Origin of the sequence: Anaeromassilibacillus senegalensis (genome assembly GCF_001261775.1) — a bacterium.
Taxonomy (GTDB): Bacteria; Bacillota; Clostridia; order Oscillospirales; family Acutalibacteraceae; genus Anaeromassilibacillus; species Anaeromassilibacillus senegalensis.
Genome location: NZ_LN868537.1, coordinates 87,959 through 114,403 on the forward strand (window position 1 = coordinate 87,959; position 26,445 = coordinate 114,403).

General features: G+C 52.7%; 30 protein-coding genes and 1 tRNA gene. 28 read left to right on the top strand and 3 right to left on the bottom strand.

The features are described from left to right. Window positions 1-82: 82 nt before the first annotated feature. The 8 genes from BN2106_RS06025 (at window position 83) to BN2106_RS06060 (ending at window position 9,674) form a co-directional block, all read left to right on the top strand. On the top strand, window positions 83-1,687 hold the full coding sequence (locus BN2106_RS06025; RefSeq protein WP_242846259.1) for a peptidoglycan D,D-transpeptidase FtsI family protein: 1,605 nt from the start codon (window positions 83-85) through the stop codon (window positions 1,685-1,687). A 296-nt stretch (window positions 1,688-1,983) separates the two neighbouring features. Then, window positions 1,984-4,617, top strand: a complete 2,634-nt coding sequence (gene alaS, locus BN2106_RS06030; protein WP_050697694.1) for an alanine--tRNA ligase — start codon at window positions 1,984-1,986, stop codon at window positions 4,615-4,617. A gap of 70 nt (window positions 4,618-4,687) precedes the next feature. Beyond that, window positions 4,688-5,029: a histidine triad nucleotide-binding protein gene (locus BN2106_RS06035; RefSeq protein WP_074017444.1), complete on the top strand. Its 342-nt coding sequence runs from the start codon at window positions 4,688-4,690 to the stop codon at window positions 5,027-5,029. A 74-nt stretch (window positions 5,030-5,103) separates the two neighbouring features. Beyond that, entirely contained in the window at window positions 5,104-5,625 is a 522-nt protein-coding gene (locus tag BN2106_RS06040) for a phosphoribosyltransferase family protein (protein ID WP_050698435.1), read from the top strand. A 67-nt stretch (window positions 5,626-5,692) separates the two neighbouring features. Next, window positions 5,693-7,837: a ComEC/Rec2 family competence protein gene (locus BN2106_RS06045; RefSeq protein ID WP_050697696.1), complete on the top strand. Its 2,145-nt coding sequence runs from the start codon at window positions 5,693-5,695 to the stop codon at window positions 7,835-7,837. Further along, window positions 7,837-8,892: a DNA polymerase III subunit delta gene (holA, locus tag BN2106_RS06050; RefSeq protein ID WP_050697697.1), complete on the top strand. Its 1,056-nt coding sequence runs from the start codon at window positions 7,837-7,839 to the stop codon at window positions 8,890-8,892. Before BN2106_RS06045 ends, holA begins: the two co-directional genes overlap by 1 nt. Before the next feature lie 11 nt (window positions 8,893-8,903). After that, window positions 8,904-9,494, top strand: coding sequence for a ribonuclease M5 (locus BN2106_RS06055; RefSeq protein WP_242846260.1), 591 nt, complete (start codon window positions 8,904-8,906; stop codon window positions 9,492-9,494). Between the two features lie 96 nt (window positions 9,495-9,590). Then, window positions 9,591-9,674: transfer RNA gene (locus BN2106_RS06060), tRNA-Leu, on the top strand. Between the two features lie 86 nt (window positions 9,675-9,760). Here the strand turns inward: BN2106_RS06060 and BN2106_RS06065 are convergent. After that, on the bottom strand, window positions 9,761-10,930 hold the full coding sequence (locus BN2106_RS06065; protein ID WP_050697698.1) for a tyrosine-type recombinase/integrase: 1,170 nt from the start codon (window positions 10,928-10,930) through the stop codon (window positions 9,761-9,763). A gap of 724 nt (window positions 10,931-11,654) precedes the next feature. Beyond that, window positions 11,655-12,062, bottom strand: coding sequence for a helix-turn-helix domain-containing protein (locus tag BN2106_RS06070; protein ID WP_050697699.1), 408 nt, complete (start codon window positions 12,060-12,062; stop codon window positions 11,655-11,657). A 144-nt stretch (window positions 12,063-12,206) separates the two neighbouring features. On the opposite strand from BN2106_RS06070, the gene BN2106_RS06075 reads away from it, so the two are divergent. Then, window positions 12,207-12,392 (top strand): hypothetical protein, encoded by a 186-nt coding sequence (locus tag BN2106_RS06075; RefSeq protein ID WP_050697700.1) that lies wholly within the window; start codon window positions 12,207-12,209, stop codon window positions 12,390-12,392. 83 nt (window positions 12,393-12,475) lie between these two features. Here the strand turns inward: BN2106_RS06075 and BN2106_RS06080 are convergent, their stop codons facing one another. Then, window positions 12,476-12,988, bottom strand: coding sequence for a hypothetical protein (locus tag BN2106_RS06080; protein WP_050697701.1), 513 nt, complete (start codon window positions 12,986-12,988; stop codon window positions 12,476-12,478). A gap of 110 nt (window positions 12,989-13,098) precedes the next feature. Here BN2106_RS06080 and BN2106_RS16060 point away from each other — a divergent pair, with 110 nt between their 5' ends. The 19 genes from BN2106_RS16060 to BN2106_RS06165 all read left to right on the top strand — a co-directional run bounded on the left by BN2106_RS16060 (window position 13,099) and on the right by BN2106_RS06165 (window position 26,310). Continuing rightward, entirely contained in the window at window positions 13,099-13,245 is a 147-nt protein-coding gene (locus tag BN2106_RS16060; protein ID WP_154666437.1) for a hypothetical protein, read from the top strand. Window positions 13,246-13,264: 19 nt separating this feature from the next. Continuing rightward, entirely contained in the window at window positions 13,265-13,594 is a 330-nt protein-coding gene (locus BN2106_RS06085) for a hypothetical protein (protein ID WP_050697702.1), read from the top strand. Between the two features lie 30 nt (window positions 13,595-13,624). Next, a complete protein-coding gene (locus tag BN2106_RS06090) occupies window positions 13,625-13,846 on the top strand; it encodes a hypothetical protein (RefSeq protein ID WP_050697703.1) in 222 nt (73 codons plus the stop codon). 17 nt (window positions 13,847-13,863) lie between these two features. After that, window positions 13,864-14,958, top strand: coding sequence for a hypothetical protein (locus BN2106_RS06095; protein ID WP_407921733.1), 1,095 nt, complete (start codon window positions 13,864-13,866; stop codon window positions 14,956-14,958). Between the two features lie 7 nt (window positions 14,959-14,965). Beyond that, a complete protein-coding gene (locus BN2106_RS06100) occupies window positions 14,966-15,229 on the top strand; it encodes a helix-turn-helix domain-containing protein (protein ID WP_050697704.1) in 264 nt (87 codons plus the stop codon). 132 nt (window positions 15,230-15,361) lie between these two features. Continuing rightward, window positions 15,362-15,571, top strand: coding sequence for a hypothetical protein (locus BN2106_RS16065; protein WP_050697705.1), 210 nt, complete (start codon window positions 15,362-15,364; stop codon window positions 15,569-15,571). Next, window positions 15,568-16,485 carry a YqaJ viral recombinase family nuclease gene (locus BN2106_RS06110; protein WP_050697706.1) on the top strand — a complete coding sequence of 306 codons (918 nt, stop codon included), beginning with the start codon at window positions 15,568-15,570 and terminating at the stop codon, window positions 16,483-16,485. The genes BN2106_RS16065 and BN2106_RS06110 overlap by 4 nt, the downstream gene beginning before the upstream one ends. Before the next feature lies 1 nt (window position 16,486). Next, window positions 16,487-17,308, top strand: a complete 822-nt coding sequence (locus tag BN2106_RS06115; protein WP_195891793.1) for a recombinase RecT — start codon at window positions 16,487-16,489, stop codon at window positions 17,306-17,308. Between the two features lie 21 nt (window positions 17,309-17,329). Beyond that, window positions 17,330-17,641: a hypothetical protein gene (locus BN2106_RS06120; RefSeq protein WP_050697708.1), complete on the top strand. Its 312-nt coding sequence runs from the start codon at window positions 17,330-17,332 to the stop codon at window positions 17,639-17,641. A gap of 29 nt (window positions 17,642-17,670) precedes the next feature. Next, window positions 17,671-18,690, top strand: coding sequence for a DUF4373 domain-containing protein (locus tag BN2106_RS06125; protein WP_050697709.1), 1,020 nt, complete (start codon window positions 17,671-17,673; stop codon window positions 18,688-18,690). Beyond that, window positions 18,687-19,952, top strand: a complete 1,266-nt coding sequence (locus BN2106_RS06130; RefSeq protein ID WP_050697710.1) for a replicative DNA helicase — start codon at window positions 18,687-18,689, stop codon at window positions 19,950-19,952. Before BN2106_RS06125 ends, BN2106_RS06130 begins: the two co-directional genes overlap by 4 nt. Next, on the top strand, window positions 19,942-20,115 hold the full coding sequence (locus BN2106_RS16070; protein ID WP_154666438.1) for a hypothetical protein: 174 nt from the start codon (window positions 19,942-19,944) through the stop codon (window positions 20,113-20,115). The genes BN2106_RS06130 and BN2106_RS16070 overlap by 11 nt, the downstream gene beginning before the upstream one ends. Window positions 20,116-20,138: 23 nt before the next feature. Then, a complete protein-coding gene (locus BN2106_RS06135) occupies window positions 20,139-20,570 on the top strand; it encodes a RusA family crossover junction endodeoxyribonuclease (protein WP_050697711.1) in 432 nt (143 codons plus the stop codon). A 44-nt stretch (window positions 20,571-20,614) separates the two neighbouring features. Beyond that, on the top strand, window positions 20,615-21,169 hold the full coding sequence (locus BN2106_RS06140; protein WP_050697712.1) for a hypothetical protein: 555 nt from the start codon (window positions 20,615-20,617) through the stop codon (window positions 21,167-21,169). Between the two features lie 167 nt (window positions 21,170-21,336). Further along, window positions 21,337-21,561 carry a hypothetical protein gene (locus BN2106_RS06145; protein ID WP_050697713.1) on the top strand — a complete coding sequence of 75 codons (225 nt, stop codon included), beginning with the start codon at window positions 21,337-21,339 and terminating at the stop codon, window positions 21,559-21,561. A gap of 11 nt (window positions 21,562-21,572) precedes the next feature. Further along, the gene (locus BN2106_RS06150; RefSeq protein WP_195891794.1) at window positions 21,573-21,959 is read left to right on the top strand and encodes a phBC6A51 family helix-turn-helix protein; all 387 of its coding nucleotides are present in this window, start codon (window positions 21,573-21,575) and stop codon (window positions 21,957-21,959) included. After that, the gene (locus tag BN2106_RS06155) at window positions 21,949-23,187 is read left to right on the top strand and encodes a PBSX family phage terminase large subunit (protein WP_050697715.1); all 1,239 of its coding nucleotides are present in this window, start codon (window positions 21,949-21,951) and stop codon (window positions 23,185-23,187) included. The genes BN2106_RS06150 and BN2106_RS06155 overlap by 11 nt, the downstream gene beginning before the upstream one ends. A 6-nt stretch (window positions 23,188-23,193) precedes the next feature. After that, window positions 23,194-24,642, top strand: coding sequence for a phage portal protein (locus BN2106_RS06160; RefSeq protein ID WP_050697716.1), 1,449 nt, complete (start codon window positions 23,194-23,196; stop codon window positions 24,640-24,642). A gap of 180 nt (window positions 24,643-24,822) precedes the next feature. After that, window positions 24,823-26,310, top strand: coding sequence for a phage minor capsid protein (locus BN2106_RS06165; RefSeq protein ID WP_050697717.1), 1,488 nt, complete (start codon window positions 24,823-24,825; stop codon window positions 26,308-26,310). The last annotated feature ends 135 nt before the right edge of the window (window positions 26,311-26,445 follow it).

A 26,445-nucleotide genomic window follows, 5' to 3' on the forward strand; every position in this document is an offset into this window, starting at 1 on the left:
CGTTCAGCCGTTTAAACATCCTCTTTCCGGTTTATACTAGAAAGAGGATGTTTTTATATGGCAGCGAGGACGGGAGGCGCCTATGGAACGGATTTTCAAACGAACAACAGCTTTTTTTCTGGTGTTAATGGCGGGATTATTGATCACCGTGTTGAGCGTTTTCACAGTGGCGAGCGGTACCAAGCTGGCGCAGACGGCGGAGCGGCAGAGCAGCTACCGGCTGCAGGTCGCTAAAACACGCGGTGCAATTTACGATTGCAAATTGCGCAGCTTTACGGGGGAAGAGTCGGAATACGCCGCGGCGATCGTGCCGACGATCGAGGACGCGGCGGCGCTGAGCAAGGTTTTGACACAAGGGGAAATGGCGGAGGTCTATCCATCCCTGACGGCGGGAAAGCCCTTTGTTTTAAAGGTGGATGAGCCCTTCACGGCGGACGGCGCGGACCTCTTCCGGATAGACAAACGGTATGCGGAAAAACCGCTTGCCGTGCACACCATTGGCTATTTAAACGGCGCGGGGGAGGGGGTCTCCGGCATTGAAAAGCTCTTTGACCAGCAGCTTACAGAAGAACAGGGAGGTATCACGGTTTCCTATCGGGTGGACGCGATGAACCGCGCACTGGCGGGCGAGGACAAAAAAATCAACGACACGACCTTCCTGAAGCGGCGCGGCGTGGTTCTCACATTGGATCGGGAGATCCAGCAGATTGCCGAGCACGCGGCAGAGAAGCACCTGCAAAAGGGCGCGGTCGTTGTGACAGAGGTTCCCAGCTGTAAAATCCGCGCAATGGTCAGCCTCCCGGGTTTTGACCCATATGACGTCGCCGCTGTGTTGGACGACGCGGACGCGCCGCTTCTAAACCGTACTACGGCGGCGTACAGCGTCGGTTCCGTGTTTAAGCTGGATTCTGCCGCCGCCGCGTTGGAATACGGGATTTCCCCGGACACACAGTACACCTGTACGGGAGGCATTCAAGTTTCCGACGGCGTGTTTCACTGCGTCAATTCCAAGGTTCACGGGGAGGAGGACATGTGCCGCGCGATCGCGCAGTCCTGCAACACGTATTTTGTCAACCTGATGCAAATGCTGCCGCCGTCGCAGTTCCTTTCCATCACACGCAATTTTGGCTTTGGCAGCGATATTGAGATTGCGCCAGGCTTCCATACGGCGGAGGGAAACCTGCCAACGCTGGACAGTCTGAAAATACCGAAAGCGCTGGCAAACTTCTCCTTTGGGCAGGGGGACCTCACCGCCACGCCTCTACAGATTGCGGGGATGGTCAACGCTATCTGCAGCGGCGGAGAGTATACGGCGCCCAGCCTGTATGAGGGCTTCGTCAATGAGAACCAGGAGTATATCCAAAAGGTTTCCACGCCAAAGAGCAAGCGTGTGATTACGGAGCACACCGCATCGCTCCTGCGCAGCTTTATGGAGCAGTCCATTGAGGAAGGGACCAGCAAAAAGTTCAAGCCGCTCAAAGGCGGCGCGGGCGCGAAGACGGCGACGGCACAGACGGGAAAGTTTGTGGATGGTGTGGAAGAAGTGATTTCCTGGGTGGTGGGTTACTATCCGCAGGACAATCCCAGGTATGTGATCACCATCATGGGAGAGGGCGGAACGGGCGGCGGCGCAACCTGCGGCCCGGTGTTTAAGGATATTGCGGATGCACTGCCAGTGAACGGTTAAAAGGAGTTGACATTCCGGGTTGCCGCGCTTATAATAAATCTATCTGAGATAGGAACAGGCGATGAAGGGCCAAGCTGCGTTTGTCGTGCAAAAGAGAGGATCTCCCCGGCTGAAAGGGATCTGCACAGGGCGGCGGTCAGCGGCCAGCCCGGAGCTCTGCGGCGATGAGCCGCGGCGTTTCCCGCGTTAAGGGGTGAAAGTGGCGTCGAAAGACGCAATTTGGGTGGTACCACGGGCTATTCCGTCCCATGCGGACGGGAGAGCCTTATTTTTTTGCAGAGATGGGAGTTTTTAACATGCAGTGGATTGGTTTAAACGAGTTGCGCGAGAAATTTCTGGCCTATTTTGAAAGCAAGGGACATCTGCGTCTTCCCAGTTTTTCGCTGGTTCCGAAGGACGACAACAGCCTCCTGCTCATCAACTCCGGCATGGCGCCGATGAAAAAGTATTTTACCGGAGAGGTTACGCCGCCCCGCAAGCGTGTGACAACCTGCCAGAAGTGCATCCGCACACCGGATATCGAGCGCGTGGGCATCACAGCGCGTCACGGCACCTTCTTTGAGATGCTGGGCAATTTCTCCTTCGGCGATTATTTTAAATCGGAGGCAACCGCCTGGGCGTGGGAATTCTGTACCAAGGTGATGGAGATGCCGGTAGATAAGCTCTGGGTGACCATCTATCAGGACGACGACCAGGCGTTTGACATCTGGACCAAGGAGGTCGGTGTTTCGCCCGACCGCATTGTCCGCCTGGGTAAGGAGGACAATTTCTGGGAGCATGGCTCCGGCCCCTGCGGCCCCTGTTCCGAAATTTATTTTGACCGCGGCGAAAAGTACGGCTGCGGCAGCCCCACCTGCGGCGTCGGCTGCGACTGCGACCGCTATGTGGAGTTCTGGAACGTCGTCTTTACGCAGTTCGACAGCGACGGAAAGGGCAATTATCCGCCGATCGAGCACCCGAATATTGATACCGGCATGGGCCTGGAACGCCTGGCCTGCATTATGCAGGGCGTCGACAACCTGTTTCTGGTCGATACCATGCAGAAGATCATGCAGCATATCTGCCGCATCGCCGATGTGAAGTACGGCGATGACGATAAGAAGGACATTTCCCTGCGCGTAATTACGGACCATATCCGCAGCACCACCTTTATGATCGGCGATGGCGTCATGCCGTCCAACGAGGGACGCGGCTACGTCCTGCGCCGTTTGCTGCGCCGCGCCGCGCGCCATGGCCGCTTGCTCGGCATCGACCGCAGCTTCCTCGCGGAAGTGGCAGAGACAGTCATTGCGGAGAACAAGGGCGCGTATCCGGAGCTGGAGGAGAAGCGCGCAATGATTCTGAAGCTCATTAATGTGGAAGAGGAGAGCTTCGCGAAGACCATCGACCAGGGACTGCAGATTCTCAACAACCTGATTGAAAACCACAGCGGCGAGGTCCTTTCCGGCGAGGATGCGTTCCGTCTGAACGACACCTATGGTTTCCCGCTCGACCTGACAAAGGAGATTGTCGCAGAACGCGGCATGAGCGTGGACGAAAAACGCTTCCACGAGCTGATGCAGGAGCAGCGCGAGCGTGCGAGAAATGCCCGTAAAAATGCTGGCGCGGATGCCTGGGCCGGTGAGAACGATATTCTGGCTGATGTTCCGGAGACAAAGTTCCTGGGCTACGAGCTGGCCAGCACGCCGGCGACGGTTCTGGCGATTCTCAAGGACGGAGAGCGCGTCGATTCCGCCACAGCGGGCGACGAGATTGCGCTGATCCTGGACCAGACGACCTTTTATGCGGAGAGCGGCGGCCAGGTCGGCGACGTGGGACCGATTTCCGCTGAAAACGCGTTGGTCGCTGTGGATCAGACGACCAAAAATCATGCGAAGAACTACATTCATCACGGCACGGTGCAGGCCGGCGTCATTGCGGTCGGGGACCATGTGGAGACAGAGGGCGATCCGGAGAACCACCGCGCCATCATGCGCAACCACACCGCGGCGCACTTGTTGCAGGCGGCGCTGCGCACGGTGCTGGGTGATCATGTTGAACAGGCGGGCCAGCTGGTGGATGAAACGGTGGTGCGCTTTGACTTTACGCATTTCTCCGCGCTGACGGTGGAGGAGCTGCGTCGCGTGGAAACCATTGTCAACAATGTGATCCTGAACGGAACGGCAGTGGACTGCCGCGAGATGCCGATTGAAGAGGCAAAGAAGCTGGGCGCAATGGCATTGTTCGGTGAAAAATATGGAAACGTTGTCCGTGTGGTATCCGTGGGCGATTTCTCCAGAGAGTTTTGCGGCGGTACGCATGTGGATAACACCGGTAAAATCGGCCTGTTCAAAATTGTGTCCGAAAGTTCGGTTGCGGCGGGCGTACGCCGTATTGAAGCCGTCACCGGCATGAACGCGCTGCGCTATATGAACGGCAAGCTGGAGGAGCTCAATGCGGTTGCATCGGCGATGAAGGCGGGTTCCGCCGCAGGTCTGGTACAGCGCGCGGAGCAGATGACCGTAGAGCTTAAGGAGAAGGACCGCGTGATCGAATCTCTGAATGCCAAACTGGCGGATATGCAGATCAACGGCCTGTTTGAAGGCGCCAAGATGGTAAACGGCGTGCGTGTGATCACGGCGCTGTTCTCCGCGACGGAGCCGAATGCTCTGCGCACCATGTGCGACAAGGTGCGTGAAAATGCGCCGAACATGGTCGCCGTACTGGCCGCGACGCATGACGGCAAGGCCAACATCGCGGTGACTGTCGGTAAAAATGCGCTGGAAAAGGGTCTTAACGCGGGCAAAATTGTGCGCGAGGTGGCGAAGGTCGCGGGCGGTAACGGCGGCGGAAAGCCGGACTTTGCAATGGCCGGCGCAAAGGATCTGACCAAGCTGGACGAGGCGCTCGCGGCGGCGGAAGGAATCGTTGCGGAAATGGTCGCAAAATAAGCTTTCTTGCGCTTGCTTTGGCGATGTGCTACAATAAAATAAAAGTACGGAATACAGAAGGAGGGAATGGATCGTGGATTGTATTTTCTGTAAAATCGCAGTGGGCGAGATTCCCAGCAATAAAGCGTATGAAGATGATCAGGTGTTGGCTTTTTACGATTTGGACCCGCAGGCGCCGGTGCATATTTTGATCATCCCGAAGGGTCATATTGGTTCTGCGGCGGAAATCACAGCAGAGAACAGTAGGATCGTCGCGCATATTTTTGAAGTGGCGGCCAAGCTGGCAGCGGAATTAAAGCTGGACCAGGGCTGGCGCGTAGTGACCAACGTGGGAAAAGACGGCGGACAATCGGTGCTGCATATGCATTTTCACCTGCTGGGCGGCCGCTCCATGGCGTGGCCTCCGGGCTGATGCAGAACGGGCGACCTTATTGATACGTAGAAAGGCTGATCATTTTGAGTGAACAGGAAAAACAGTATTATCATATGACGATCGCGGGCTGTGAACGCGACCTGCCTATTTGTCCCATCGACGAGCACTTGGACATTGCCGGGTTCGTCATGCTGGGCGACGTGGAGATTACGGAGAAAACGGCGGCGGCATTGCTGGAAAAGTGCCCGGCGCACGACGTTGTCGTTACCGCGGAAACAAAGGGCATCCCACTTTGCTATGAGATGGCGCGCCAGGGCTGCCGCAAGTACATTGTGGCCCGTAAGAGCGTGAAGGCATACATGCGCAACCCGATCCATGTGGAGGTAAAGTCCATCACCACGGACCATGTGCAGAAGCTGTACTTGGCGGAAGACGATTATAAAGGTCTGAATGGTAAGCGCGTGCTGATCGTGGACGACGTCATCAGTACGGGAGAGTCCCTCGCGGCGATGGAGGATTTGGTCAAGCAATTTGGAGGCGAGATCGTGGGCCGTGCCTGCGTGCTTGCAGAAGGCGACGCTGCCGAACGTACGGACGTTATATTCCTGGAGCCGCTGCCTCTCTTTTTTAAATGAAATATTGAAAGGGATTAAGCGAACAGCTGGGAGCTTAGACGATTTGGGCCTATAAGGAGGAACTGTCATGCGGCGGCCATTTGCGCTGGTTGGATTTACATATCTGCTGGCGCTGGTGGCCGCCGTTTTCCTTGGCGCACAATGGTCGATAGTTCTTGCATGCGTTTTCTTGCTTTTCGGCGCGGCAAGCCTTTTGCTTCCCCGTCTGCGAATCGGTGTGTTTCCAGTCGCATTGTGTACGGCGGCGATGGCGTTTGGTAGCTTTTCGGTTTTTGCCATGCAGCCGGTGCAGTTGGAACAGACGTTGGGAGAGACGGACGCTGTCATCACCGGCGTGCTGCAGGAACAGCCTTACCGACGGTATGACCGAAGTTATTGCGTGGTGCAGGTAACGTCTGTAGATGGGGAACCGGCGGATTTTCAAATAAGGCTGTCCATGCAAAACGGTTTTGCGGCGGAGCCCTATGCACGGTTTGAGGGCAAGGTGCATTTTTATATCCCCTCAGGCGGGACAGGCTTTTCCTCCCGCGCATATTATGCATCTCAGGATATTTCGCTGTTGGCGTTCTTGTACGAGTATGAACCGTATACCGTTTTGCCGCCGGCGGAAAAGCCGCTCAACTACTATATTTTGCAGCTGCGGTCCGCAATGGGCGATGCGCTTAATACCATGCTTCCGGAGGAAGAAGCGGGTTTGTTGCGCGGTGTGCTGCTGGGGGATAAAACCGGAATTTCGCCGGAGCTGACGGAAGACTTTCAAACAGTCGGATTGTCGCATCTGATGGCAGTTTCCGGACTGCATATGGCGATCATCATGCAGTTGTTTTTCACGCTGTTTCTGGCGCTGCGCATTCCAAGAAAGCTTGCTGCGTTTTTGACGTCCTTTGCGGTGCTGGGATTTATGGCGGTGACCTGCTTTGTGCCTTCGGCATCCCGCAGCGGTGTGATGTGTTTACTGTTCCTTGCCGGGCAGGTTATTTCCCATCGGGCAGATTCTTTAAATTCACTGGGGCTGGCAGTCTGGATTCTCTGTCTGCTCAATCCCTATGCGGCGGCCGATATTGGCCTGTTGCTTTCTTTTTCAGCCACCTTGGGGTTGATTTTGCTTGCGCGGCCAGCGGCTCGCTGGCTGAACCGCTTTGCGCCGAAGCAGGGAATCTGGAGACGGTTTTTCCGTGCTGTCAATTCAGGCTTGGGAACCAGCGTCAGTGCGATTTTGTTTACGCTTCCGGTGATGGCGCTGACCTTTCACAATGTTTCCATCATTGCGTTTCTTGCCAATTTGCTGGCGCTTTGGCCTGCCACGTTTATGCTGCAATTTGCGTTGGGCGCGGCAGTTCTATACTTAATACTGCCGCATACACTGGCGGCAATGCCGTTCGCCTTTGCGGCGGGATGGATCGCCAAGTATTTATGTGCCTGTGTACGCGCTTTGTCCGATATTCCCTATGCCAGTCTGCCGGCTTCCGTTGGGTTTGTTCTTTTGTGGATTGCCGCTGTACTGGCATTGACAGGTGCTGCGCTTTGGCTGGGAAAACCAAAGCGGCTGGCACATACCGCCGTATGGCTTTGTATTATTTTGCTGTTGGCCGGCGTGTACTCGTATCAGCTGTCCATGCGCGGTGTGACGCGCATTGCAGTTCTGGACGTGGGGGAAGGCCTTTCCGTTGCGGTAACGAAGGACGGACGATCCGCGTTGATTGGCTGCGGCGGCTATTCTGCAATCCCCGTAAAAAGCTATTTGAAAGGGCAGGGAACGATCAGCCTGGATTATGTGGAGCTCTTTTCCAATTTCGGACAGGAGGCGGGCAATGCCGCTGCGGTTTTACAGACCTTTCCAGCGGAACAGCTTGTGCTGCCCTCCGGCGCCTATGTAGATGATCTGCTGCAAAAACAGCAGGGTCGTGTGAGAAAATTTGCTTTTTATAAAAATGCTGTGCAGGCGGAGCTGTGGGGCAGCGTTTCGATTGAGACACAGGATGGTGCTGCCTTATTGGAGGCAAACGGCGTAAGCGTTTTGCTGCTGCCGGAAAAACAGAAAATTGCCGACGCTCCAGAGAATTGGAAAACCGCTGACTTTACTGTATATCTGACCAGCGGTGCGGCGGTTTTAAAGGCCGGCGGCGAAGGCTATGCCCATAACATGGGCGAGGGGCCAATTGTATTGGAGATCACCGGAGAAAAGACGGTTAAAATCAGGAGGGATATTTAATGCCGGAGTTGACCGAAGCGGAGCTGAAAAAACAGATTGAGCAAAACAGCTTTGCCAATCTCTATTTGCTTCATGGAGAAGAAAAATACCTGTTAAAGCGTAATGCCGACCGGCTGATGCGCAAAGCCAGCGGGGATGCCTTCCAGGATTTTAACATGCAGAAGCTGGATGGCGAATCGGTTTCCATTGACGCGCTGGCCAGCGCGGTGGAAGCGCTGCCTCTTTTCGCAGAACAAAAATGTGTTGCGGTAACGGACTTTGACGCGGAATCGCGCAGCGCGCAGGATCTTGCCAAGCTGTATGAACTGCTGGACAACGTGCCATCCAGTACAGTCCTGATTTTTTATCTGCCGTCCGTCCTGATTGATTATAAAAAATCTACCAAGTGGAAGAAGCTGTTGGCCGCTGTCAATAAAGTGGGCTGTACAGTACAATTTCAGCGAAAGAGCGGACCCGATCTGCAAAAGCTGCTCTGTGCGGCGGCTTCCAAGCGCCGTTGTACGCTTTCTCGGGCGGATGCCGCCAAAATGGTCAGCTACTGCGGGACCGACCTGCAAACACTCTTTAACGAGTTGGAGAAGCTCTGCGCATTTGCCGGTGAAGGGGAAATCACGCCCAAAATGATCGAAGAGCTGGTGACAAAAAATCTGGAGACGACTGTCTTTTTACTCTCCCGCGCCATTGTAGCAGGGGAGTACGACAAGGCGTATTCCATTTTAGACCTCCTCTTTTATCAAAATGAAGAACCGGTTTCTGTATTGGCGGTGCTTTCCAGTGCGTATTTGGATCTGTACCGTGTGCGCGCCGCGGTCCAGAGCGGACAAAGCGCATTGGCTCCGGCGAAATACTTTGATTACAAGGGGAAAGATTTTCGTCTGCGAAATGCAGAACGCGACGGCGGGCGGTTTTCCATGGAGATGCTGCGGCAGAGCCTGGATGCGCTGCTGGAAGCGGATGTCGCATTGAAAAGTGCCAGGGGAAACCGGCGGACGGTGATGGAAAAGCTGATTGCGAAGCTCCTGTTGATTGCGGAACAGGAGAAACAGGCGATATAGGGGGGACAGCTGTGCGGCTGAAGATAAAAGAAGCGATTATCGTAGAAGGCAAATACGACAAGATCAAGCTGTCGTCGCTGATCGACGGAACCATCATTGAAACGAATGGTTTCCAGATTTTCAAAGACAAAAAGCAGATGGCGATGATCCGGCGGCTTGCTGAAACGCGGGGGATTCTGGTGTTGACAGACAGCGACGCGGCGGGCTTTGTCATCCGGAATTACCTCACTGGCGCGATCCCAAAAGAACAGATCCGGCACGCATATGTACCGGACATTTTTGGAAAGGAACGGCGAAAGGACCAGCCTTCCAAGGAAGGTAAGCTGGGGGTGGAAGGCATTCCGAAGGATGTTTTGCTGGAAGCGCTGCAACGAGCGGGCGTTCTTTGCGACAAATTTGATTCAGAAGAGGAAAAGCGTTTGATTACAAAAACCGACCTGTTTGAAGCGGGTTTGTCCGGCGGAGAAAACAGCGCACAGAAAAGAAAAAAACTGTTGCAGATGCTCGATCTTCCAGAACATCTTGCGCCGAACTCCCTGGTCAAGGTGCTGAACAGCCTGATGGATTATGAGCGGTTCTGTAAAATTGTTGAAAAACTATAAGGCTTCACCAAATCGTGAGGAAAAGAATTTATAAAAAATACCAATGACATATTGACAAGCTACGATTAAAAGTGCTATAATAATTCACGCTGAGTCGCGCGAGTGCTGGAACTGGCAGACAGGCACGTTTGAGGGGCGTGTGTCTATGACGTACGAGTTCAAGTCTCGTCTCGCGCACCAACACAAAAATCCCGGAAACCGCATGGATTGTGGCTTCCGGGATTTTTTTATTTTATCTGCATTTGTGTTTGGTCATTGTTTGGTCTTTACGCTTTATGCGATACTTTCAGCGGCAATATGCTGGCCACGGCTTCCGCGGCTCTTGCCTGCGCCTGTGCGAGCGTGTGGGCATAGATGTTTAAAGTGGTGGTCGTTTGGGAATGACCAAGGGATGCGGATACGGTTTTTATATCTGCGCCGCCGTCGATGAGCAGCGAAGCGTTCAGGTGGCGGAAGCTGTGGATGCTTACCCGACGCAGTCCTGTTCGCTTGCAAAATCGGTCATACCAGGAATATGGCGTGTTGGGGTTCATTGGCATGCCGTTCCAGGCAGTGAAGAGCCGGTCATGGTCTTTCCATTGGTCACCTATTTTGAGACGGTCAGAGCGCTGCTGAAGGCGGTATCGGCGCAGGTAATCAAATACCTCTGCCGGCAGCTTTAAAAAGCGGTGGGATCCTTCGGTCTTAGTTGTATCGGTAATGGTTCCTTTGCCTTTTACGTACAGTGATGTCCGGCGGATGGTGATGACGCAGTTCTCGAAGTCAATATCTTTCCACTCCAAGCCCAAGAGTTCACCGCGGCGGAAGCCTCCGTAGATCGCCAGGATAAAAAACACCTGGTATTCCAGCGGTTCTGACTGCAACAGGTCAATAAATTGCTGCGCTTCATCGAGGCTGTAAATATCGCGTTCTTTATGTTTCATAGCGGGAAGAGTAACGCGGTGGCAGGGGTTCTCTTTTATCACCTCTGTCTTCACAGCGTATTCCATAATGGACGATATGAAGGATAAATACTGTTTTATGGTCTTGGGGGCAAGGGTGCCGCCTGTTGTCTCGTTGATACCCTCTTCACCCAGGTTGTTGATGAAGCTTTGCAGCTTCCTCGCTGTTATCTTGTCAATTCGCAGATGGCCGATGGCAGTATACACGCGCTTCTCATACTGGTGGTAGCGCTCAATCGTTTTTGCCCGAAGTGTTTTTTCTGCGCATTCTTTAAACCACTGCTCCGCGAAGGTTTGGAATTTGATATTTGATATGATGGTTCCGTTTTCCTCGAACAAGACCACCTGCCGGTTCAGCTCTTTTTCGATCTGCCGCTGTGTCATCCCCGGTTCGGGTGTCCAGGTCATGGAGCGAATGATTTGTTTTCCGTAAACGTCGTATCCATCAGATACGCGAATGCGATAGGTTTGGCCGCGTTTGGTTATAGATGCCATGGTTGTACCTCCTCCTTTTTAAAAAAGGGTGCAAAAAAGCAGCCCCTTGATTTCAATGGGCTGCGCGTGGTACAATATGACTGCGAAGTATTATCGTACCGACAGCCCGATCGGGTTTGCTGGTCGCCGCTTCATCCTGTTGGCGCAGGGTGGAGCGGCTTTTTTGTTTTGTTGGTGAAACTTTTTGACATTTTCCATATATTAGTACAAAATCCGCATAATTGGTAAATATTACATGTCCGTAAAATTGCATCTCAATCGTTGTAGGGGTAGAAGGGTATTTGTTTAATCCACAATGCCCTGAAACTTTAACGAAGGGGATGAGCAATATATGCGGTCAGAATTACCAAAAATTAACATGTCGCCTTTTACCTCGCCCAATCGTTACATTTATGGAGGAATAAAAAATTCCACTTGATTTTAATTCAGAACACCCTGTAACACTGACGAAGGAGATGAGCGATTATGCGGATAGCTGCAGTCCCGTAATATTCCAGCCTAAAATGCACCTATTAGACTTGCAAGAATCGAACGGATGTACTATTATAATAGCACGGAATACTTAACGTGCGGGATATGGGAGGGTTACAAAAATGGATAGAGACACCAAGCGAATTGGATACGTAAAAGAAATAATGCGATTGTGTGAGAAAATTCAGGACCTACATATACTAAAACAGGTTTATACCATACTGAGGCATTATATGGACAAGCATGGAGGGGGTTAATCCCCCTCTTTTTTTTGTGCCCCTTCTCGCAGCTTTTTGAAGAAATCTTTAACCACAGCCTTAGATTTATCATCGAGCTTATGATACGTGCGCATCATATCTATGATCATTGTGTAAAACGGATTGCTGTCGTCGTTGTCCAATAATTCAGCCACATATTCTGCCACCTCATCGGTCGGCAGTTTTTTTATATACATGTCGCCATCGCCGGTGCGGAGCCAGTCTTCGTTAACGTCGAACTCGCGGCAGATGTCAGCAATTGTGCGGTCGCTGGGTACAGCATCAGATTTATTCAAGAGTTTCCATATATACGCAGGGGTTATAGATAATCGGCGTGCGAAATCGCTTTGTGATATTCCAATATCAGAGAATAATGCCCTAAATCGGGAATTGATATTATCCAATATATCACCTCCTGTTGACCACATTATACGGCGCATCTGTTGTAAAGTCAAGAGAAAGTTTAAACTGAGTTGCAAAAACATGTTGACAAATAAACTGAGATGTGATAAGATTTAACCAAGTTAAAAATGAGGCGAGGTGAAAAAATGAACGAAGTAACCGTAAAAGAAAAACAGGAAATCCGCGAGATAGTGAACACCGCAAAAATCCTTGCGAGATGTGATCCGCAAAGCCTGAAACTCGCGAAGTTTGGAATGGATCTCTTGAAAGCGCGCTGTGAGATCGATGAGCCGCCGTCAACACCCAGCCCGCCCGAAAAGAAACCGGCATAAGAAAAAGCCGCCCGAAGGCGGCAGGGAGATGGTGAAAATATACGAGTTTGAAATTGCCAGATTAGTTTTGGCTGTCACAGCTATTATTCTTTCTGTTGCAACAATTGCTTTACGTCGGAGAATATAGGAACTTCTATTTCCTTCTGAAGGTTTCCTCTATTGGTATATATGAAAATAATTATCTTTTGATATGGAAGTAAAAAGGATTCAGATGTTGTACTCAATTTAAAAAGATTACCACTTGCTTCTAACCCTTGGAGCGAAAGAGGAAAGGAAGTCGATCGAATGATTCTTTGATTCAGAAGTTCGGTACCTTTATGATTATTAATTTCCATTATAATTTTGGAATCGTATTCAACATTGTGTGTAACCGACCCATCTGATATAGCTAACTTTGTAATAGAAATTGGTAACTGTGACTTATTGGATATTGTAAAACGTAACGCATATGCTGAGTTTTTATCATTGAGATTTAAGGGGTAAATTTTGTCAAGGAATATATCTACCTTTTTTCTGTTCGAAATTACACTGTATACAAAATTATAAACTGACAAAGCAAATGCTGCGATTGTTAAAATATTTAAAAATAAGTTCATGTTTTTTATCTCCTCTCATCAAAATTTTACCACTCAAAAGAGGTCGATGCAATGATGAAATCTTGCAAAGTAAAAAAGCCGCCCGAAGGCGGCGAGGGGGTGAGAGAGGTATGGAAAGCTATAGAGATCTGGAAAAAATACTCATCCAACAAATGGAGTTGTTGAAAAAACGTTCAGTAAGTACCACACCCAAGGAATTGGCGATAATCTCAATTGCCATGGCCCAGTTGGCTCAGGCGATCGTGGATATTCCTTAAACAGAAAGAGGTGAGCGAAATGCAAATAACCATACCCGATGCGGTATTCAACCAGCTGGTTCTGGCTGCCAAAGAACAGATCATGGAGGAGCTGCCGCAGTGCACCTACCCCAAGATTCCGCGGATGCGGACGGTGCCCGAAGCAATGAAGCAGATCAGGGAAGAGGACCCGAATACCTGCGTGACGTTAACAAGCATCCAGGATGCAATCAGAAAAGGGCATTTGACCGTTGTGGAGGTCGGCAACAAAAAGCTGATCAACTATGATCACCTGATCAAATTGCTCTCGAGCGGACAGCAGGCGGAAGGCGAGCCGGTGGAGAGAGGCAAAATCAGGAAGATTGTGTGAGTATAAATCACTCAACGGAGGAGGACAGCCATGAACAAAGACAGCCCATACATAAAACACAGCCGGCTGGGCGTGATCCTGTTTGTTACCGGGCTGATCGGGGCCCTCGTGACGGCCATGGCGTCGGACAGCGGCATGCTGACCATCTGGCAAGTGCTGATCCTAGCGACGGCAGAGAGTCTGGCCATGGGGATTGGCGGGTTGCTGTGTGATAAAGATTCACAGAATGGAGGTCGAGAAAAACAAAAATGAAAAGCTGTATGGAGAGAATGAAGGAGAATCACACAGACGAGAAAATCGCTTCGTTTCGGGTAAAACAGAAACTACCGTATGAAGCAAAAATAAACTATGCATACACACGCGCATGGGAGTTCTACAACGAGTGTGGCAAGCGAGGACTGAACTGTCATGTATCCGTAGGTGGTCTGGACAGCATTACTTTGCTGTTGTTTTTGCGGTCCATTGGGATAGATGTTCCAGCGGTTTCGGTATCGACCCTGGAGGACAAGAGCATTCAGGCCATACATAAAACATTGGGAATCATTTCACTGAAACCTTTAAAGAGCAAAACACAAGTTCTGCAGGAATGTGGGTTCCCGGTACTGTCTAAAGAAACGGCGTCGAAGATCGAGCTGCTACAGAATCCATCTCCAAAGAATGCCACAGTCCGGCATGCAATCATCACAGGAGAAACCGGAGCATACGGAGGAAACCGGACAGGCACCCGGATGAAGATGGCTCAGAAATGGCTGGAACTGTTTGCAGGAGGTGAAAATGAACGGGAGGATGTGCAATATCAATGTGCGCCGTTTAAAGTATCCGCCAAGTGTTGCTATTACCTCAAAGAGAAGCCATGTGATGACTGGGCGAAAGAACACAACAGTGTACCGTATCTGGGTCTCATGGCGTCCGAAGGAGGTCGCCGCCAAAAGTCGCTCATGATGAATGGATGCAACTACTTTGGAAAGACAGCGATACGGTCAGCGCCATTTGCGATATTTGACCGCCAAGATCTGTTGCAGCTTGCCCTTGACCTGGATGTACCTGTTCCAGAGGTATACGGCACCATAGAATGCCAAGCAGATGGCACGCTTTACACAACAAGAGCACAGAGGACAGGCTGCTCCATGTGCGGGTTTGGAATCCAGCTCGAAAAGAGACCGCATCGATTTGACCGGCTCTACGAAGACAACCCGAAAGAATGGAATTTTTGGATGCACCGATGTGTGAAAGATCCAGTTACAAATGAAGTATATGGGTGGGGTAGGGTGCTGGACTACATAGGGGTACATTGGACACAGGGATCATTACAAACAGATCTGGACTTGCAAGCAGGGAAAACTGCCAGCAGAAAGAAAGGATGACGAAGACTTGAGATTGCGAGAATATCCATTGGGGAACCGCAATATTGTAGGTGCCCGTGTTACGGAAGCACGCCGCCGTGTGAACATGCCTCAAAGAGTCTTACTTGCAAAAATGCAGGTCAAAGGCATAGAACTGAACACGTCCGGTTTGTCCAAATTGGAAGGGCAGCACCGGTATGTCATGGATTTTGAACTTGCGGCGCTGGCTGATATTTTGGATGTAAAAGTGGATTGGCTCCTTGGAAGAGACGACTACATAAAGGGGAAGTAGAGATGCAGAAGAGCAAAAAAGAAGCCGCTCCGGGCGTTGGAAGCACCCAGAGCGGCAAAAAGGAATTTACATACCGTCAACAGTTTATCGCCCAACAGCGAAATTGTCAAGAGCAAAGGGAGGCGGCGCACCATGAACGACAGAATCCTTGGATATAAAGGCACGGGACCGGAGGCCGGCCGGTACGTTTCCGCGGACAAGGCTCTTGCCTACGCCATGGAGCGCTGCCAGATTGCAAAAGCTTCTCTTCCAGGTGACACATGGCCGGAGTTCCGCGAGACACTGGTGGATTGGTTTTACTCCGGGAATTGGATCGCCGTCGAGGAGGCGCAGGCGTCATGAAGCTGAACCGTGAAGAATGGCTGGCGGAGCGCCAGAAATCCATCGGCGGATCCGATGCGGCGGCCATTGTAGGGCTCAACAGCTATGTTACACCGTACACTGTCTGGGCAGACAAGACCGGCCGCTTGCCGCCCAAAGAGGACAACGAGGCCATGCGGCAGGGCCGGGACCTGGAGCAGTACGTCGCGGAGCGGTTCATGGAGGCCACCGGCAAGCGGGTGCGGCGGCGCACGGATATGATGCATAATCACGCTTACCCCTTCGCACACGCGAATATCGATCGGGCTGTAGCCGGGGAGAGGGCTGGCCTGGAGTGCAAGACCACCAGTATTATGAATCTGAAAAAATTCAAGAACGGCGACTTCCCGGAGCACTACTATGTCCAGTGCGTCCACTATCTGGCCGTCACCGGCTGGGACCGCTGGTATCTGGCGGTGCTGGTTCTTAACCAGGGATTCTACTGGTACACCATTAAACGAGATGAGGACGAGATTACCGCGCTGATGGAGGCGGAGCGGGAGTTCTGGAACAAGCATGTGGTTCCAGATGTGCCGCCGCCCATGGACGGGAGGCCACCCACATCAAATGTATTGGAATCCATCTTTCCTGCCGCGGAGCCGGGGCTTCCGATGGTTGACCTGTTTGGCCGTGAGGAGGTCGTCCGTAATTACCTGACCGCTAAGGAATTGAGCGATTCTTACAGCAAAGAGGCAGAGCGATACCGGCAGATACTGGAGCAGGACCTGCAGCAGAACGATTCCGGAACCTGTGGGAACTACTTGGTAACATGGAAGAATCAGTCGCGCAGCACATTTGACGTCCACCGCTTTTCCGAAGACCGTCCGGACGTTGACCTCAGCTCATATTTCAATGTATCCCATTTCAGAAAATTTAAAATAAAGGAGAATGAATGATATGTCAGGAGCCATTCAGCAGGCTGTGAAGAGCCAACAGGAGGCGCAGCTTGCGCCGACCATGCAGTCCTACATACGGCAGATGTCGAATGAGATTAAAAAGGCGCTGCCTTCCGTGTTGACGCCGGATCGCTTTACTAGGATTACGCTGTCCGCCATCTCTGCAAATCCCAAACTGGGCGAGACGTCGCCGGCGTCCTTTCTGGGCGCGATGATGACGGCGGCGCAGCTCGGCCTGGAACCGAATACGCCACTCGGACATGCGTACCTGATTCCGTATAGAAACAAAGGGGTACTGGAATGCCAGTTCCAGATTGGATACAGGGGCCTCATCGATCTTGCCTATCGTTCTGGCGAGATCAGCACGATTCAGGCCCACACAGTCTACGAAAACGATGCGTTTGAATATGAATTCGGTTTGGACGCCAAATTGAAGCATATTCCTTGCAAGAGCGGACGGGGAAACCCGACCTGGTTCTACGCGGTTTATAAAACCAGGGACGGAGGCTTCGGCTTTGAGGTCATGAGCGTGGAGGACGTCCGCGCTCATGCTAAAAAGTATTCCAAAGCTTACTCCAACGGTCCCTGGCAAACAAATTTTGAGGAGATGGCAAAGAAGACCGTGCTGAAGCAGGCGCTCAAGTATGCGCCTCTGAAAGCAGAATTTGTACGCGCTGTTTCCGCGGACGAAACGATTAAAACAGAGCTGTCCGAAGACATGTTCAGCGTTCCGAACAAGCTGATTGATGTCGAAGGGTATGAGGTCGACGAGGAAACCGGAGAAGTGAAGGAACAGAGCGAAGGAACCGGAACAGACACTTGATCGAAAGGTTAGGGACGCGCAATGACAACATGGCTTGAATTGAATCAGGAGATGCCCAGGTACAAGAAAACGCTGGCCCTTGCACGTCTCCTGCGTGTGGACAGGCGCTATGCCATAGGGTTGATGATCGACCTGTGGACATGGGGCCTGGACAACGCAGACCGGGAGGGCCACCTTACAGGCATGACCCAGGAGGACATCGCGCTGGCGCTGGACTGGCCGATGAAGAAGGCGGCCGGGCTCATCAAGGCCCTGATCGACGTGGGATGTCTGGAGCAGTATGGGGAGACCTATGTGTTGCATGAGTGGCCGCCCTGTGCCGGAAACGAGTGAGTAATAAATGATCAAGAAGGCGGTGCGCCATGGCAAGAACAATGAAAGATGTCGCGGAATACTATCCTCATTTCGTTGCTGACAGCAGAACAAAGAGCATCTTAGAAGGCCGGTACGGCAATGATGGATACGCCTTCTGGTTTAAACTGCTGGAACTGCTCTGCAAGACAGACGGCCACGCATATGACTGCAGGGATGCGCTCAATATGGAGTATCTGATCGGGTATACCAGAGTGAGTGCAGAGATTGCAGAGCAGATTCTGGATCTGCTTGCAAACCTCGGGAAGATTGACCGCGAATTATGGACGGAAAACCGGATCATCTGGTGCCAGACACTGGTTAACAACTTGAAGTCGGTGTATGAGAAGCGTAAACGTGACGTTCCACAGAAACCCTCATTTCTGAACCGAAAACCGGGGGATGAAGTGGATTTCTGTCCCGAAAATGAGAGCACAGACGCTTTTTCGGGACAGCCTGTGGAGAAAAAGCGACAAAGTAAAGTAGAGTATAGTAGAGTAGAGTATAGTAAAGAACCCCCTATAATCCCCCCTGCGGGGGATGACGACGGCGACGAAGAAAAAAATCTCAATAGGCAAGGCGAGAGCCTAACGGTTTTAAAAACGGCCGGAATGGCAGCGGGAAACGAAACCCGTGAACAGCCCTCCACGACCCCTGCCCAGGAAAGATTTCTTCGCTTCTGGTCCGCGTATCCCAAGAGAGTGGGGAAAGGGTATGCAGAGAAAATCTTTACGAAGCTCAACCCGGATGATACCCTGCTGGCAGCCATGCTGTCTGCGATTGAAAAGGCCAAGCGCAGCGAGCAATGGCAGCGGGACAAGGGGCAGTACATACCGAACCCCTCTACCTGGCTCAACCAGACGCGCTGGGAGGACGAGCTGCCGGGGGATGTAGAAGCTCCGGAAGATCCGGAAATCGGTCCGCCGAAAGAGCTGCCTCCTGACCTGGCGAAGGAGAAAGAGCGCCACGAGGAGGCTATGCGGCGGTTCCGATCAGGGGAATGCAGCTGGGAGGAGTTGGTGCCTGAATGAGTGTGGAGGCAGAGATGTCCGTCCTTGGCTGTATGATGCTGGACGAGGATTTTTCCAGGCTTGCGGTTGATGCGCTGACGCCGGAGATGTTCACACACAACACCACGCGGCGTATTTTTGAGGCAGCGACGGACCAGTATTGGGCAGGGCTTCCCCTGGATGGCGTGACGTTGATCGAACGTCTTCCGGACGATCGGAAAACGCTGCTGAAGCTGGCGGATTACGTTCCCACGGCCCGCCATGGCCCGGAATATTTGCAAATCGTGCGGGATGAGTGGCGCCGGCGAACCATTCAGGAAGCGCTTTCAGGGATTGCGATTGAGACTTCGGAACGCACGTCGGAAGAAATAATTGAGCGTCTGCGCGAGTTCGTAGCGGAGCAGGATGGGATCACACGGGCCCAGAGAGACGCAGGCGGGATATCCCTTTCGCAGGCAATTGACCATTTTTGGGAGTGGTTTCGCGCTCCGAAGGCGGAGACGGCAAAAACGGGATATCGCTCTATCGACCGTGCGACAGGGGGCTTCCTCCCGGGGTCCGTAACGGTGTTGTCGGCGCGGTCCGGAGGCGGAAAGACAGATTTTGCGATCAACCTTGTGCTGCACCTGGCACGGAGAGGGAAGAAGGTGCTGTACTGCTCCATGGAGATGACAGACGTGGAACTCATGCAGCGGGCGGCGTCCAACATGACGCATATCGACGGAAGCAGGATCAGGGACCAGGAATTGACGGAAGAGGAGGAGCAGGACGTCAACAGGGTTTTTGAGCTTCTTGAAAAGGACGCCAGGATCGAGTTTCGAGTGGAACCTCAAATCTCGGTGAATGAGATAAAGCGCTTTATCGAGCTGTACCGGCCGGACGTCGTGTTCATCGATCACATTGGCTTGATGGAACGTCCGGAAAAGAAAGACGCCTACCGGGCGCTGGGATGGGTGAGCAACCGTGTTAAGCAAATCGCGCTCGACACGAAAATTCCCATCATAGAGCTTGCCCAGTCGAACCGAAAATCTGAAGAAAGAAAAACAAAACGCCCGCTACTCTCAGACCTGCGGGAAACCGGGGACCTGGAACAGGATGCCGATTACGTGATGTTCCTCTGGAAGGACGGGGATGAAGAGAAGGGACGGCTTACGGGGGACGCGTGGTGCGATATGACCCTGACCTTGGCAAAAAATCGGCATGGCGGCACCGGAGACTTTCTGTTCCACTGGCAGCCGCAATATCACACATTCACGGAGGTGGAGACACGATATGGACCATAGGGCGGAGCTTCTGCTTGCCGACGCTCGGGCGCGGAACCGGGACGGCCCCCTGCGGCGCTGGGCGCATTACGAGTGCTTGAAGGACCGACTGAGGCAGATGGACCTGCCGCCGGAAGAGTACCAGAACGCCGCGCGGAAGATTGCCGTGGCGCTGGGATTGTGAAAGAGGGTGGGAGGAGAGAATACATGAGAATCAGCTTTACGATACCCGGCCCGCCGCAGGGCAAAGCCCGCCCGCGGGTGGTGCGAATAAAATCCGGGGACAGCGTCAGTTACAATCCGGATAAAACGGTAGCCTATGAAGAATTGGTGCGGCTGCGCTTCCATGAAGCGGCCAAGAAAGCAGGATTGGAGAAACCTTGTGAAGTTCCTGTTTGTATGGCGATTGTGGCACTGTTCCCTATTCCGAAGAGCACCAGCAAAAAGCGCACGGCAGCTATGAAGCGCTGTGAAATTCTGCCGACGAAGAAGCCGGACTGGGACAACATCGGTAAGATCATATGCGATGCGCTCAATGGTCTGGCATACAAGGATGACGCGCAAGTGGTGGCTGCCAGTATTCGGAAGCAATACACGGACGGGGCAGGTGAAGTGATCGTATCAATCAATGAGATTTAAAGGTATCGAAATCGACGTGGTTAAAAGCAGGGAGGGATGCATCATTGCAGCAGATGACGCCGCGGCAGGTGCAAAGCCTGTTGGAAGAGTACTACGACATCCCTCAAAAGATACAGGGGATACTGAATGAGATCAGGGAGCTGAAGGCGGAACAGGAGAGCGTCTGCACACCCTCTATGCGCCTTTCAGGGCTTCCTGGGGGAAAGGGACAGCACGGAGATCCGACGGCCACCACAGCGCTTACAAGTGACCTGTTGGGATATGACAAGGCTATCCAGGAATGCCGCGAGCGGATCGTGGAGCTGCGGGAACGAAAGAACTGGCTGTATGTGAGTCTGGACACCCTGGACCGCACGGACAGGCGCATTCTCGAGCTGGCCTACATGGGGCCGCGGGAGCCACGCAAACGCGCGGCCTGGAGCCGGCACCCGCCGTGGAAAGCAATCGCGGCGGAGGTTGGTTACAGCGAGAGTGCGACTTACGACCGGGCCCGTGCGGCGAAGCAACTGCTGGCAGATTTGTCCGCGCAGACCGTTCTTCCCGGGATGGCCGTCAAAAACCCGGAGTTTTCTGGAGTGTTTCGGAGTAAAGTGGAGTAAAATGGAGTTCACTGGAGTTTCCATTGTGGTACTATATAATCACGGAGTTCCGGAGGACCGGATGAGACAGATTACAAGATGCCTTATCATATTTTCTTCCTTTCTTTTGAAAAGCGCCTCTTTGCCAAGGGGGCGCTTTTTGCTGCCCATTTTTGGAGGTAATGTGAATGGAAAACTACGAAAAACTCATCACAGAGTACGAAGCTGAAATCGCAGCCATTGATGCAAAGCTCGCTCAGCTCAGGACCAGCAACAACTGGATGGAGAACGCCCGGTATAATCAGCTCTCCTGCATTCGCGGGGACCTGTGTCTGCAGCTGCACGCAGCAAGAATCGCGGCAAGCAGAGGCCGGCCGCCGGATGAGACCAGTTGTGGTAACGACGCAAAATGAGGGGTGGCGATGTGCTACAAAACAATACAGATTCCATTTTGGATGCGCGAATGGTCGTCGCAGCGGAATGCCTCGCCAATCCTGACTTCCAAGGCACAAAACAGGATATTGCAACCGCGGCCGGTGTAGCACGATCAACCCTTCACCGATGGATGCGTAACCCGGATTTTATAAAAATTGTGAATGAGCTGGTGGAAAAGTATGCAGACGCTGAACTGGGAATGGTCTGGAAGGCATTATCCCGGAAGATACAAGCCGGGGACGTACAGGCGATAAAGCTGTATTTTGAATTGCGGCAGAGAAGCGAAGAGAGGAAGATACAGATCAATGAAAGCAAGGAAGAAGTGCAGGATGATTTGGCAGAAGCGATTAAGGAGGCTGTGAAGAATGCGGATTAAAACGTTTTCTAAAAAGCAAGGGCAAATCCTTAGATTCATCGAGCAGCCGGAAATTACCCTCATCTGTGACGGAGCTGTCCGATCCGGAAAGACGGTGTCTATGATTCTGGCTTATATGATATGGGCAATGTCACATTTTGACCGGACCAACTTTGCTATCTGTGGTAAGACCGTGCGAAGCGCGGAACGGAACATTTTGATGCCGCTTCAATCTATTGAGGGACTTCCGTATTGCCTTGAGTATAAAGTCTCTAAAAGCATTCTCACGGTCCGCTGTGGCAAAATTGAAAACTACTTCTATCTTTTTGGCGGCAAGGATGAAAGCAGCTACATGTTAATTCAGGGCCTTACGCTGGCGGGCGTACTGTTCGACGAAGTTGCCCTGATGCCGCGGAGCTTTGTGGATCAAGCCATAGCCCGAACACTGACTTACTCAAATAGGAAGCTATGGTTTAACTGTAACCCGGAAGGCCCACAGCATTGGTTTAATCAGGAGTGGGTGTTGAAGGCCAAAGAGAGAGGCGCAAGGCACCTACACTTCCTGATGGACGACAACCCCGCTATGACGCCGGAAGGAATTGAAGAGGCGAAGAAAGAGTTCAGCGGCGTTTTTTACGACCGGTACATTCTCGGCCTTTGGGTGCTGGCGGAAGGCCGCATCTACGACATGTTTGACAAAACCAAGCACGTCGTTGCCGCGCCGCCCGGCCCCTGCACGCAGTATTACATCAGCATGGACTACGGCACGCAGAACCCCACGGCGATGCTGCTCTGGGGCAAATGTGGCGGTGTGTGGTACATGCTCCGGGAGTATTACTACTCTGGGCGCGATCAGAAAGCCCAGAAGACCGACGAACAGTATTACGCCGAGCTGGTCAAGCTGGCTGGTGACCCGCCAATTCGCGCGGTGATCGTGGATCCGTCCGCAGCTTCGATGATTGCTACCATCCGGCAGCACGGGCAGTTCATGGTCCGTCCGGCGGACAACGCCGTGCTGGACGGTATTCGCGTCACGGCGACAGCTCTCTCGAGCGGCAAGATCAAGATCTGTGAGTGCTGCGCGAATGCGCTGGAAGAACTGCCGGGCTACGTCTGGGATGATAAGGCAGCGCAGCGCGGCGAGGATAAGCCACTCAAGATCAACGACCACGCGATGGACGCCCTTCGGTATTTCAGCATGGAAGTATTTGGCCGTCCGAATCCCGGACCCATAACGATTGGAGGATGATACATAGTGCTTACCAGCTTGGATTTTTTATGCACCGGTGCCCGCTGGCCGCCGGAAGGCGAAGAGCAGCGATTGAGACGCTACGACGACAACCGGAAGCTGTTTGAAGACGAGCATGCCGAAGTATACCGGGAGCAAATGCGGCGCATTGAACGTGTAATTGGAAACTTTTCCAGTGTCGTGTCCTATGGAACCGTTCTCAGCTACCAGAAGCTCATAAGCCTGAAGATTGCAGACCTGGTCTTCGGTGAACCGCCTAAGATCACGGCGGCTAAGAGCGGACAGCAGGCGGTGATTGACCGTATCCTGTCCGGAACCAATCTGCTCAATGCGGCGTACATGTGCGCCATCGATGTGAGCCGGTACGGCGACGGCCTGTTGCTTCTGGGCAACCGCGGCGGAACGCCGGTTATTGACGCCACCAGCCCCCGCAACTGGTATCCGGTAGTGGATCGGGACAATATCAAGCACACACTGTACCATGCGTTCGGCTGGGCACATCCGTTGGACACAAAACGCACGCGCTGGGAACTCAAGGTGCAGGTGCATAACCCGGAGAAGCCAGAGGACTGTGAGCAGCACCGGTATAGCCTGTCTGGTAGCGAAAACAACTGGCAGATTGGCCGGGAGATTACCAGTGAGGACGAAGTGCTGCTTGAGACGCAGCTGCAGGTTTGCCCGGTGTTCCGGGTGTCCAATGTGCTGACCAGTGACCGGGTATACGGAATCGATGATTACCAGAGCATTGACAGCATCATATCGGAACTGATGGTCCGTATCTCACAGGTGAGCAAAGTTTTAGATAAGCATGCGGCTCCGAGTATGAGCGGCCCTGCCAGTGCGCTGGAAAAGGACCAGGTCACCGGGGAGTGGCGGCTGAAGGTCGGGAACTACTATCCGCAGAATACCAGAGATGACCCCGCGCCGCAGTATATCACTTGGGACGCTTCTATGGCGGCCAACTTCCAGCAGATTGAACTCCTCATCAACCAGCTCTACACGATCAGCGAGATGGGTTCCGCGATCTTCGGCGACCTTGCCAGCAAGACCGGGACCGTGCCGAGCGGATCCGCTTTGCGTAGGTTGATGATGTCTCCACTTGCTAAGGCCCGAAGGATTGCCAACAGCTTTGACCCGGCGCTGAAAGGCCTGATATCGGCGTGTGCGGCAATCTACGGAGAAGCGCTGCCGGTGGAAAGCATCAGTATCAAGTGGAATGATGGCCTGCCAGACGACGAAGCTGAGAATGCGCAGATCATGGCGGTGCGGACGGGCAACCGGCCCACCATCAGCCAGCATACTGCAATCCGCCGGCTGGATGGGCTTGGAGAAACCGATGCTGCCGCTGAGCTGGAAGAAATCCGCGCGGACGACGCGGAACAGGACATGGGAAGCGCTATGCCGCGGGAGACGCTGGAGAATCAATCTTTGCGAAAGGAGGAACAAAAGCTGTGAGTAACAAAACTTTGTATCTGTGCGATCCCCAAAAAGCTGTAAGCTGTAAAAAGACACATTGCAAACATGGTAAACATAATTCATCGGAACTTTATCAAATGTGTGAAGCGACGACCACAAAAGAATGGGCGGTCACAATTGAAAATGAACCTGTCGTATATTCAAAGTCGGTGACGTCAAATGACTGCCGCTGAGGAGTTGCTGAATCTCTATGAGGCTGCCCAAAAGAAACTGGTCGAGATCATCCAGAGAAAGGCGCTGGGCGGCTCTCCCGCAGTCTACGAGCGCAATGTCCTCAAGCAGATCACAGAACTGCTCAAGAAGCTTAAAAAAGCCACGCCGGAGGTTGTCCGGCAGATGGTCCTTGAGGGCTACAAAACGGGGCTGGAAAGCGCGGTAGAGGATATCCTAAAGGTCAAGATTCCGGCGCCGCCGGTATACAATCTCTTTTCCCGTATCCATGCTGAGCAGATCAATCTGATCGTGCGGAATACGGTGGACAGCCTTACAAAAGCGGTCAACATCGTGGGCCGCCGGATGCAAGATGAAATTCGGGAAGCCGGTCTCCGGGCAACAGCGATGAAGACCGCGACAGGAGGCACCGTCCGCGAAATGCAGAAGGACCTGGAACAGCGTCTCCTGGGGTTGAATCTCCGGCAGCAGAGCGGGCGGATGGGTGTAAGGTACAAAAACGGGAAAATTGTCCCCTTGGACAAATACGCCGCGATGGTGTCCCGTACCACTCCCGCCGAGGCCCAAAACAAAGCGAAGATCGTGCAGGCTGCTGAATGGGGATATGATTTGGTGCGCTGTACGACGCACGCGCCGACCTGTGAGATTTGCGCGCAGTATCAGGGCCGGGTGTATGCATTGACCCGGGAAGCCGCCAATGGCAAATACCAGAGCCCAAACGGCGAACCGCTGCGGTTTCCGCTGCTGTATGAGACGGCGCTAGTCCATGGGTATGAAACCATTCACCCCAACTGCCGCCACAGGTTTACTATTCTGCCGGCGAGAGCGTATTCCCGCGCTGAACTGGCGGAGATGTCCCGCATGAGCATGCGGCCGTTCGAGGACACGCGCAGCGACGCAGAGTGCAAAGCCTACGCTCAAGAGCAGGCGGTGAAGCGGGCGCGCAACGATGACTTGAGGGAATGGAAGCGGTATAAATCCCTACTGCCGGAAGATGCACCGAAAACCTTCGCTGGGTTCCGCTCAATGAAGCGGGCAAACTCTGTTCGTTACCAACAGTTGAAATGGGACGCGGCTTTTCTTCAGGAGTACGGGGTCGATGCGGATCATCCGCCGCTACCCAATTATGAGTGGGCGACGGGAATCGATAAAAAGCTCATCGGTTATTCTCTGAATAAATATAATGAATCTGGAAAAAACAAAGCGCTTGTTTTTGATCGGGCGTTGAGATATACTGAAGCCAATGCTGACGTGTTGGAAGCAGCTATAAAAGAAGGCCTGGTGAACTTTCGGGCTATTCATAAAGGGAATAAAGGGTACGGCGAGCAGTTTGAAGTTCGCATGCTGATTCGAGGTCCCAACGGAAACAAACAGCCGGTGATTACCGGTTGGATATTTGATACTGGAAAGGATACTCCAAGGATGGTGACAGCGTATGTTGACGACAATAAAAGAGCACAGTATCGTTCTACTTAAAGACGGCAGTAAAGGGACAGTCATGCATATCCATTTAAATAAATACGGAAAACCAATCGCTTACATGGTGGACACCGGAGGAGAATTCGGCGATTGGCCATCGGTTACCATTGATGAAGTCGACCAGGTGTTGTG

Excerpts from the sequence above, each read along its gene's own strand:
- BN2106_RS06025 (WP_242846259.1), top strand. The coding sequence starts at position 83 with ATGGAACGGATTTTCAAACGAACAACAGCTTTTTTTCTGGTGTTAATG.
- alaS (WP_050697694.1), top strand. The coding sequence starts at position 1,984 with ATGCAGTGGATTGGTTTAAACGAGTTGCGCGAGAAATTTCTGGCCTAT.
- BN2106_RS06040 (WP_050698435.1), top strand. The coding sequence starts at position 5,104 with ATGACGATCGCGGGCTGTGAACGCGACCTGCCTATTTGTCCCATCGAC.
- BN2106_RS06045 (WP_050697696.1), top strand. The coding sequence starts at position 5,693 with ATGCGGCGGCCATTTGCGCTGGTTGGATTTACATATCTGCTGGCGCTG.
- holA (WP_050697697.1), top strand. The coding sequence starts at position 7,837 with ATGCCGGAGTTGACCGAAGCGGAGCTGAAAAAACAGATTGAGCAAAAC.
- BN2106_RS06065 (WP_050697698.1), bottom strand. The coding sequence starts at position 10,930 with ATGGCATCTATAACCAAACGCGGCCAAACCTATCGCATTCGCGTATCT.
- BN2106_RS06075 (WP_050697700.1), top strand. The coding sequence starts at position 12,207 with ATGAACGAAGTAACCGTAAAAGAAAAACAGGAAATCCGCGAGATAGTG.
- BN2106_RS06080 (WP_050697701.1), bottom strand. The coding sequence starts at position 12,988 with ATGAACTTATTTTTAAATATTTTAACAATCGCAGCATTTGCTTTGTCA.
- BN2106_RS16060 (WP_154666437.1), top strand. The coding sequence starts at position 13,099 with ATGGAAAGCTATAGAGATCTGGAAAAAATACTCATCCAACAAATGGAG.
- BN2106_RS06085 (WP_050697702.1), top strand. The coding sequence starts at position 13,265 with ATGCAAATAACCATACCCGATGCGGTATTCAACCAGCTGGTTCTGGCT.
- BN2106_RS06090 (WP_050697703.1), top strand. The coding sequence starts at position 13,625 with ATGAACAAAGACAGCCCATACATAAAACACAGCCGGCTGGGCGTGATC.
- BN2106_RS06095 (WP_407921733.1), top strand. The coding sequence starts at position 13,864 with ATGAAGGAGAATCACACAGACGAGAAAATCGCTTCGTTTCGGGTAAAA.
- BN2106_RS16065 (WP_050697705.1), top strand. The coding sequence starts at position 15,362 with ATGAACGACAGAATCCTTGGATATAAAGGCACGGGACCGGAGGCCGGC.
- BN2106_RS06110 (WP_050697706.1), top strand. The coding sequence starts at position 15,568 with ATGAAGCTGAACCGTGAAGAATGGCTGGCGGAGCGCCAGAAATCCATC.
- BN2106_RS06115 (WP_195891793.1), top strand. The coding sequence starts at position 16,487 with ATGTCAGGAGCCATTCAGCAGGCTGTGAAGAGCCAACAGGAGGCGCAG.
- BN2106_RS06120 (WP_050697708.1), top strand. The coding sequence starts at position 17,330 with ATGACAACATGGCTTGAATTGAATCAGGAGATGCCCAGGTACAAGAAA.
- BN2106_RS06125 (WP_050697709.1), top strand. The coding sequence starts at position 17,671 with ATGGCAAGAACAATGAAAGATGTCGCGGAATACTATCCTCATTTCGTT.
- BN2106_RS06130 (WP_050697710.1), top strand. The coding sequence starts at position 18,687 with ATGAGTGTGGAGGCAGAGATGTCCGTCCTTGGCTGTATGATGCTGGAC.
- BN2106_RS16070 (WP_154666438.1), top strand. The coding sequence starts at position 19,942 with ATGGACCATAGGGCGGAGCTTCTGCTTGCCGACGCTCGGGCGCGGAAC.
- BN2106_RS06135 (WP_050697711.1), top strand. The coding sequence starts at position 20,139 with ATGAGAATCAGCTTTACGATACCCGGCCCGCCGCAGGGCAAAGCCCGC.
- BN2106_RS06145 (WP_050697713.1), top strand. The coding sequence starts at position 21,337 with ATGGAAAACTACGAAAAACTCATCACAGAGTACGAAGCTGAAATCGCA.
- BN2106_RS06155 (WP_050697715.1), top strand. The coding sequence starts at position 21,949 with ATGCGGATTAAAACGTTTTCTAAAAAGCAAGGGCAAATCCTTAGATTC.
- BN2106_RS06165 (WP_050697717.1), top strand. The coding sequence starts at position 24,823 with ATGACTGCCGCTGAGGAGTTGCTGAATCTCTATGAGGCTGCCCAAAAG.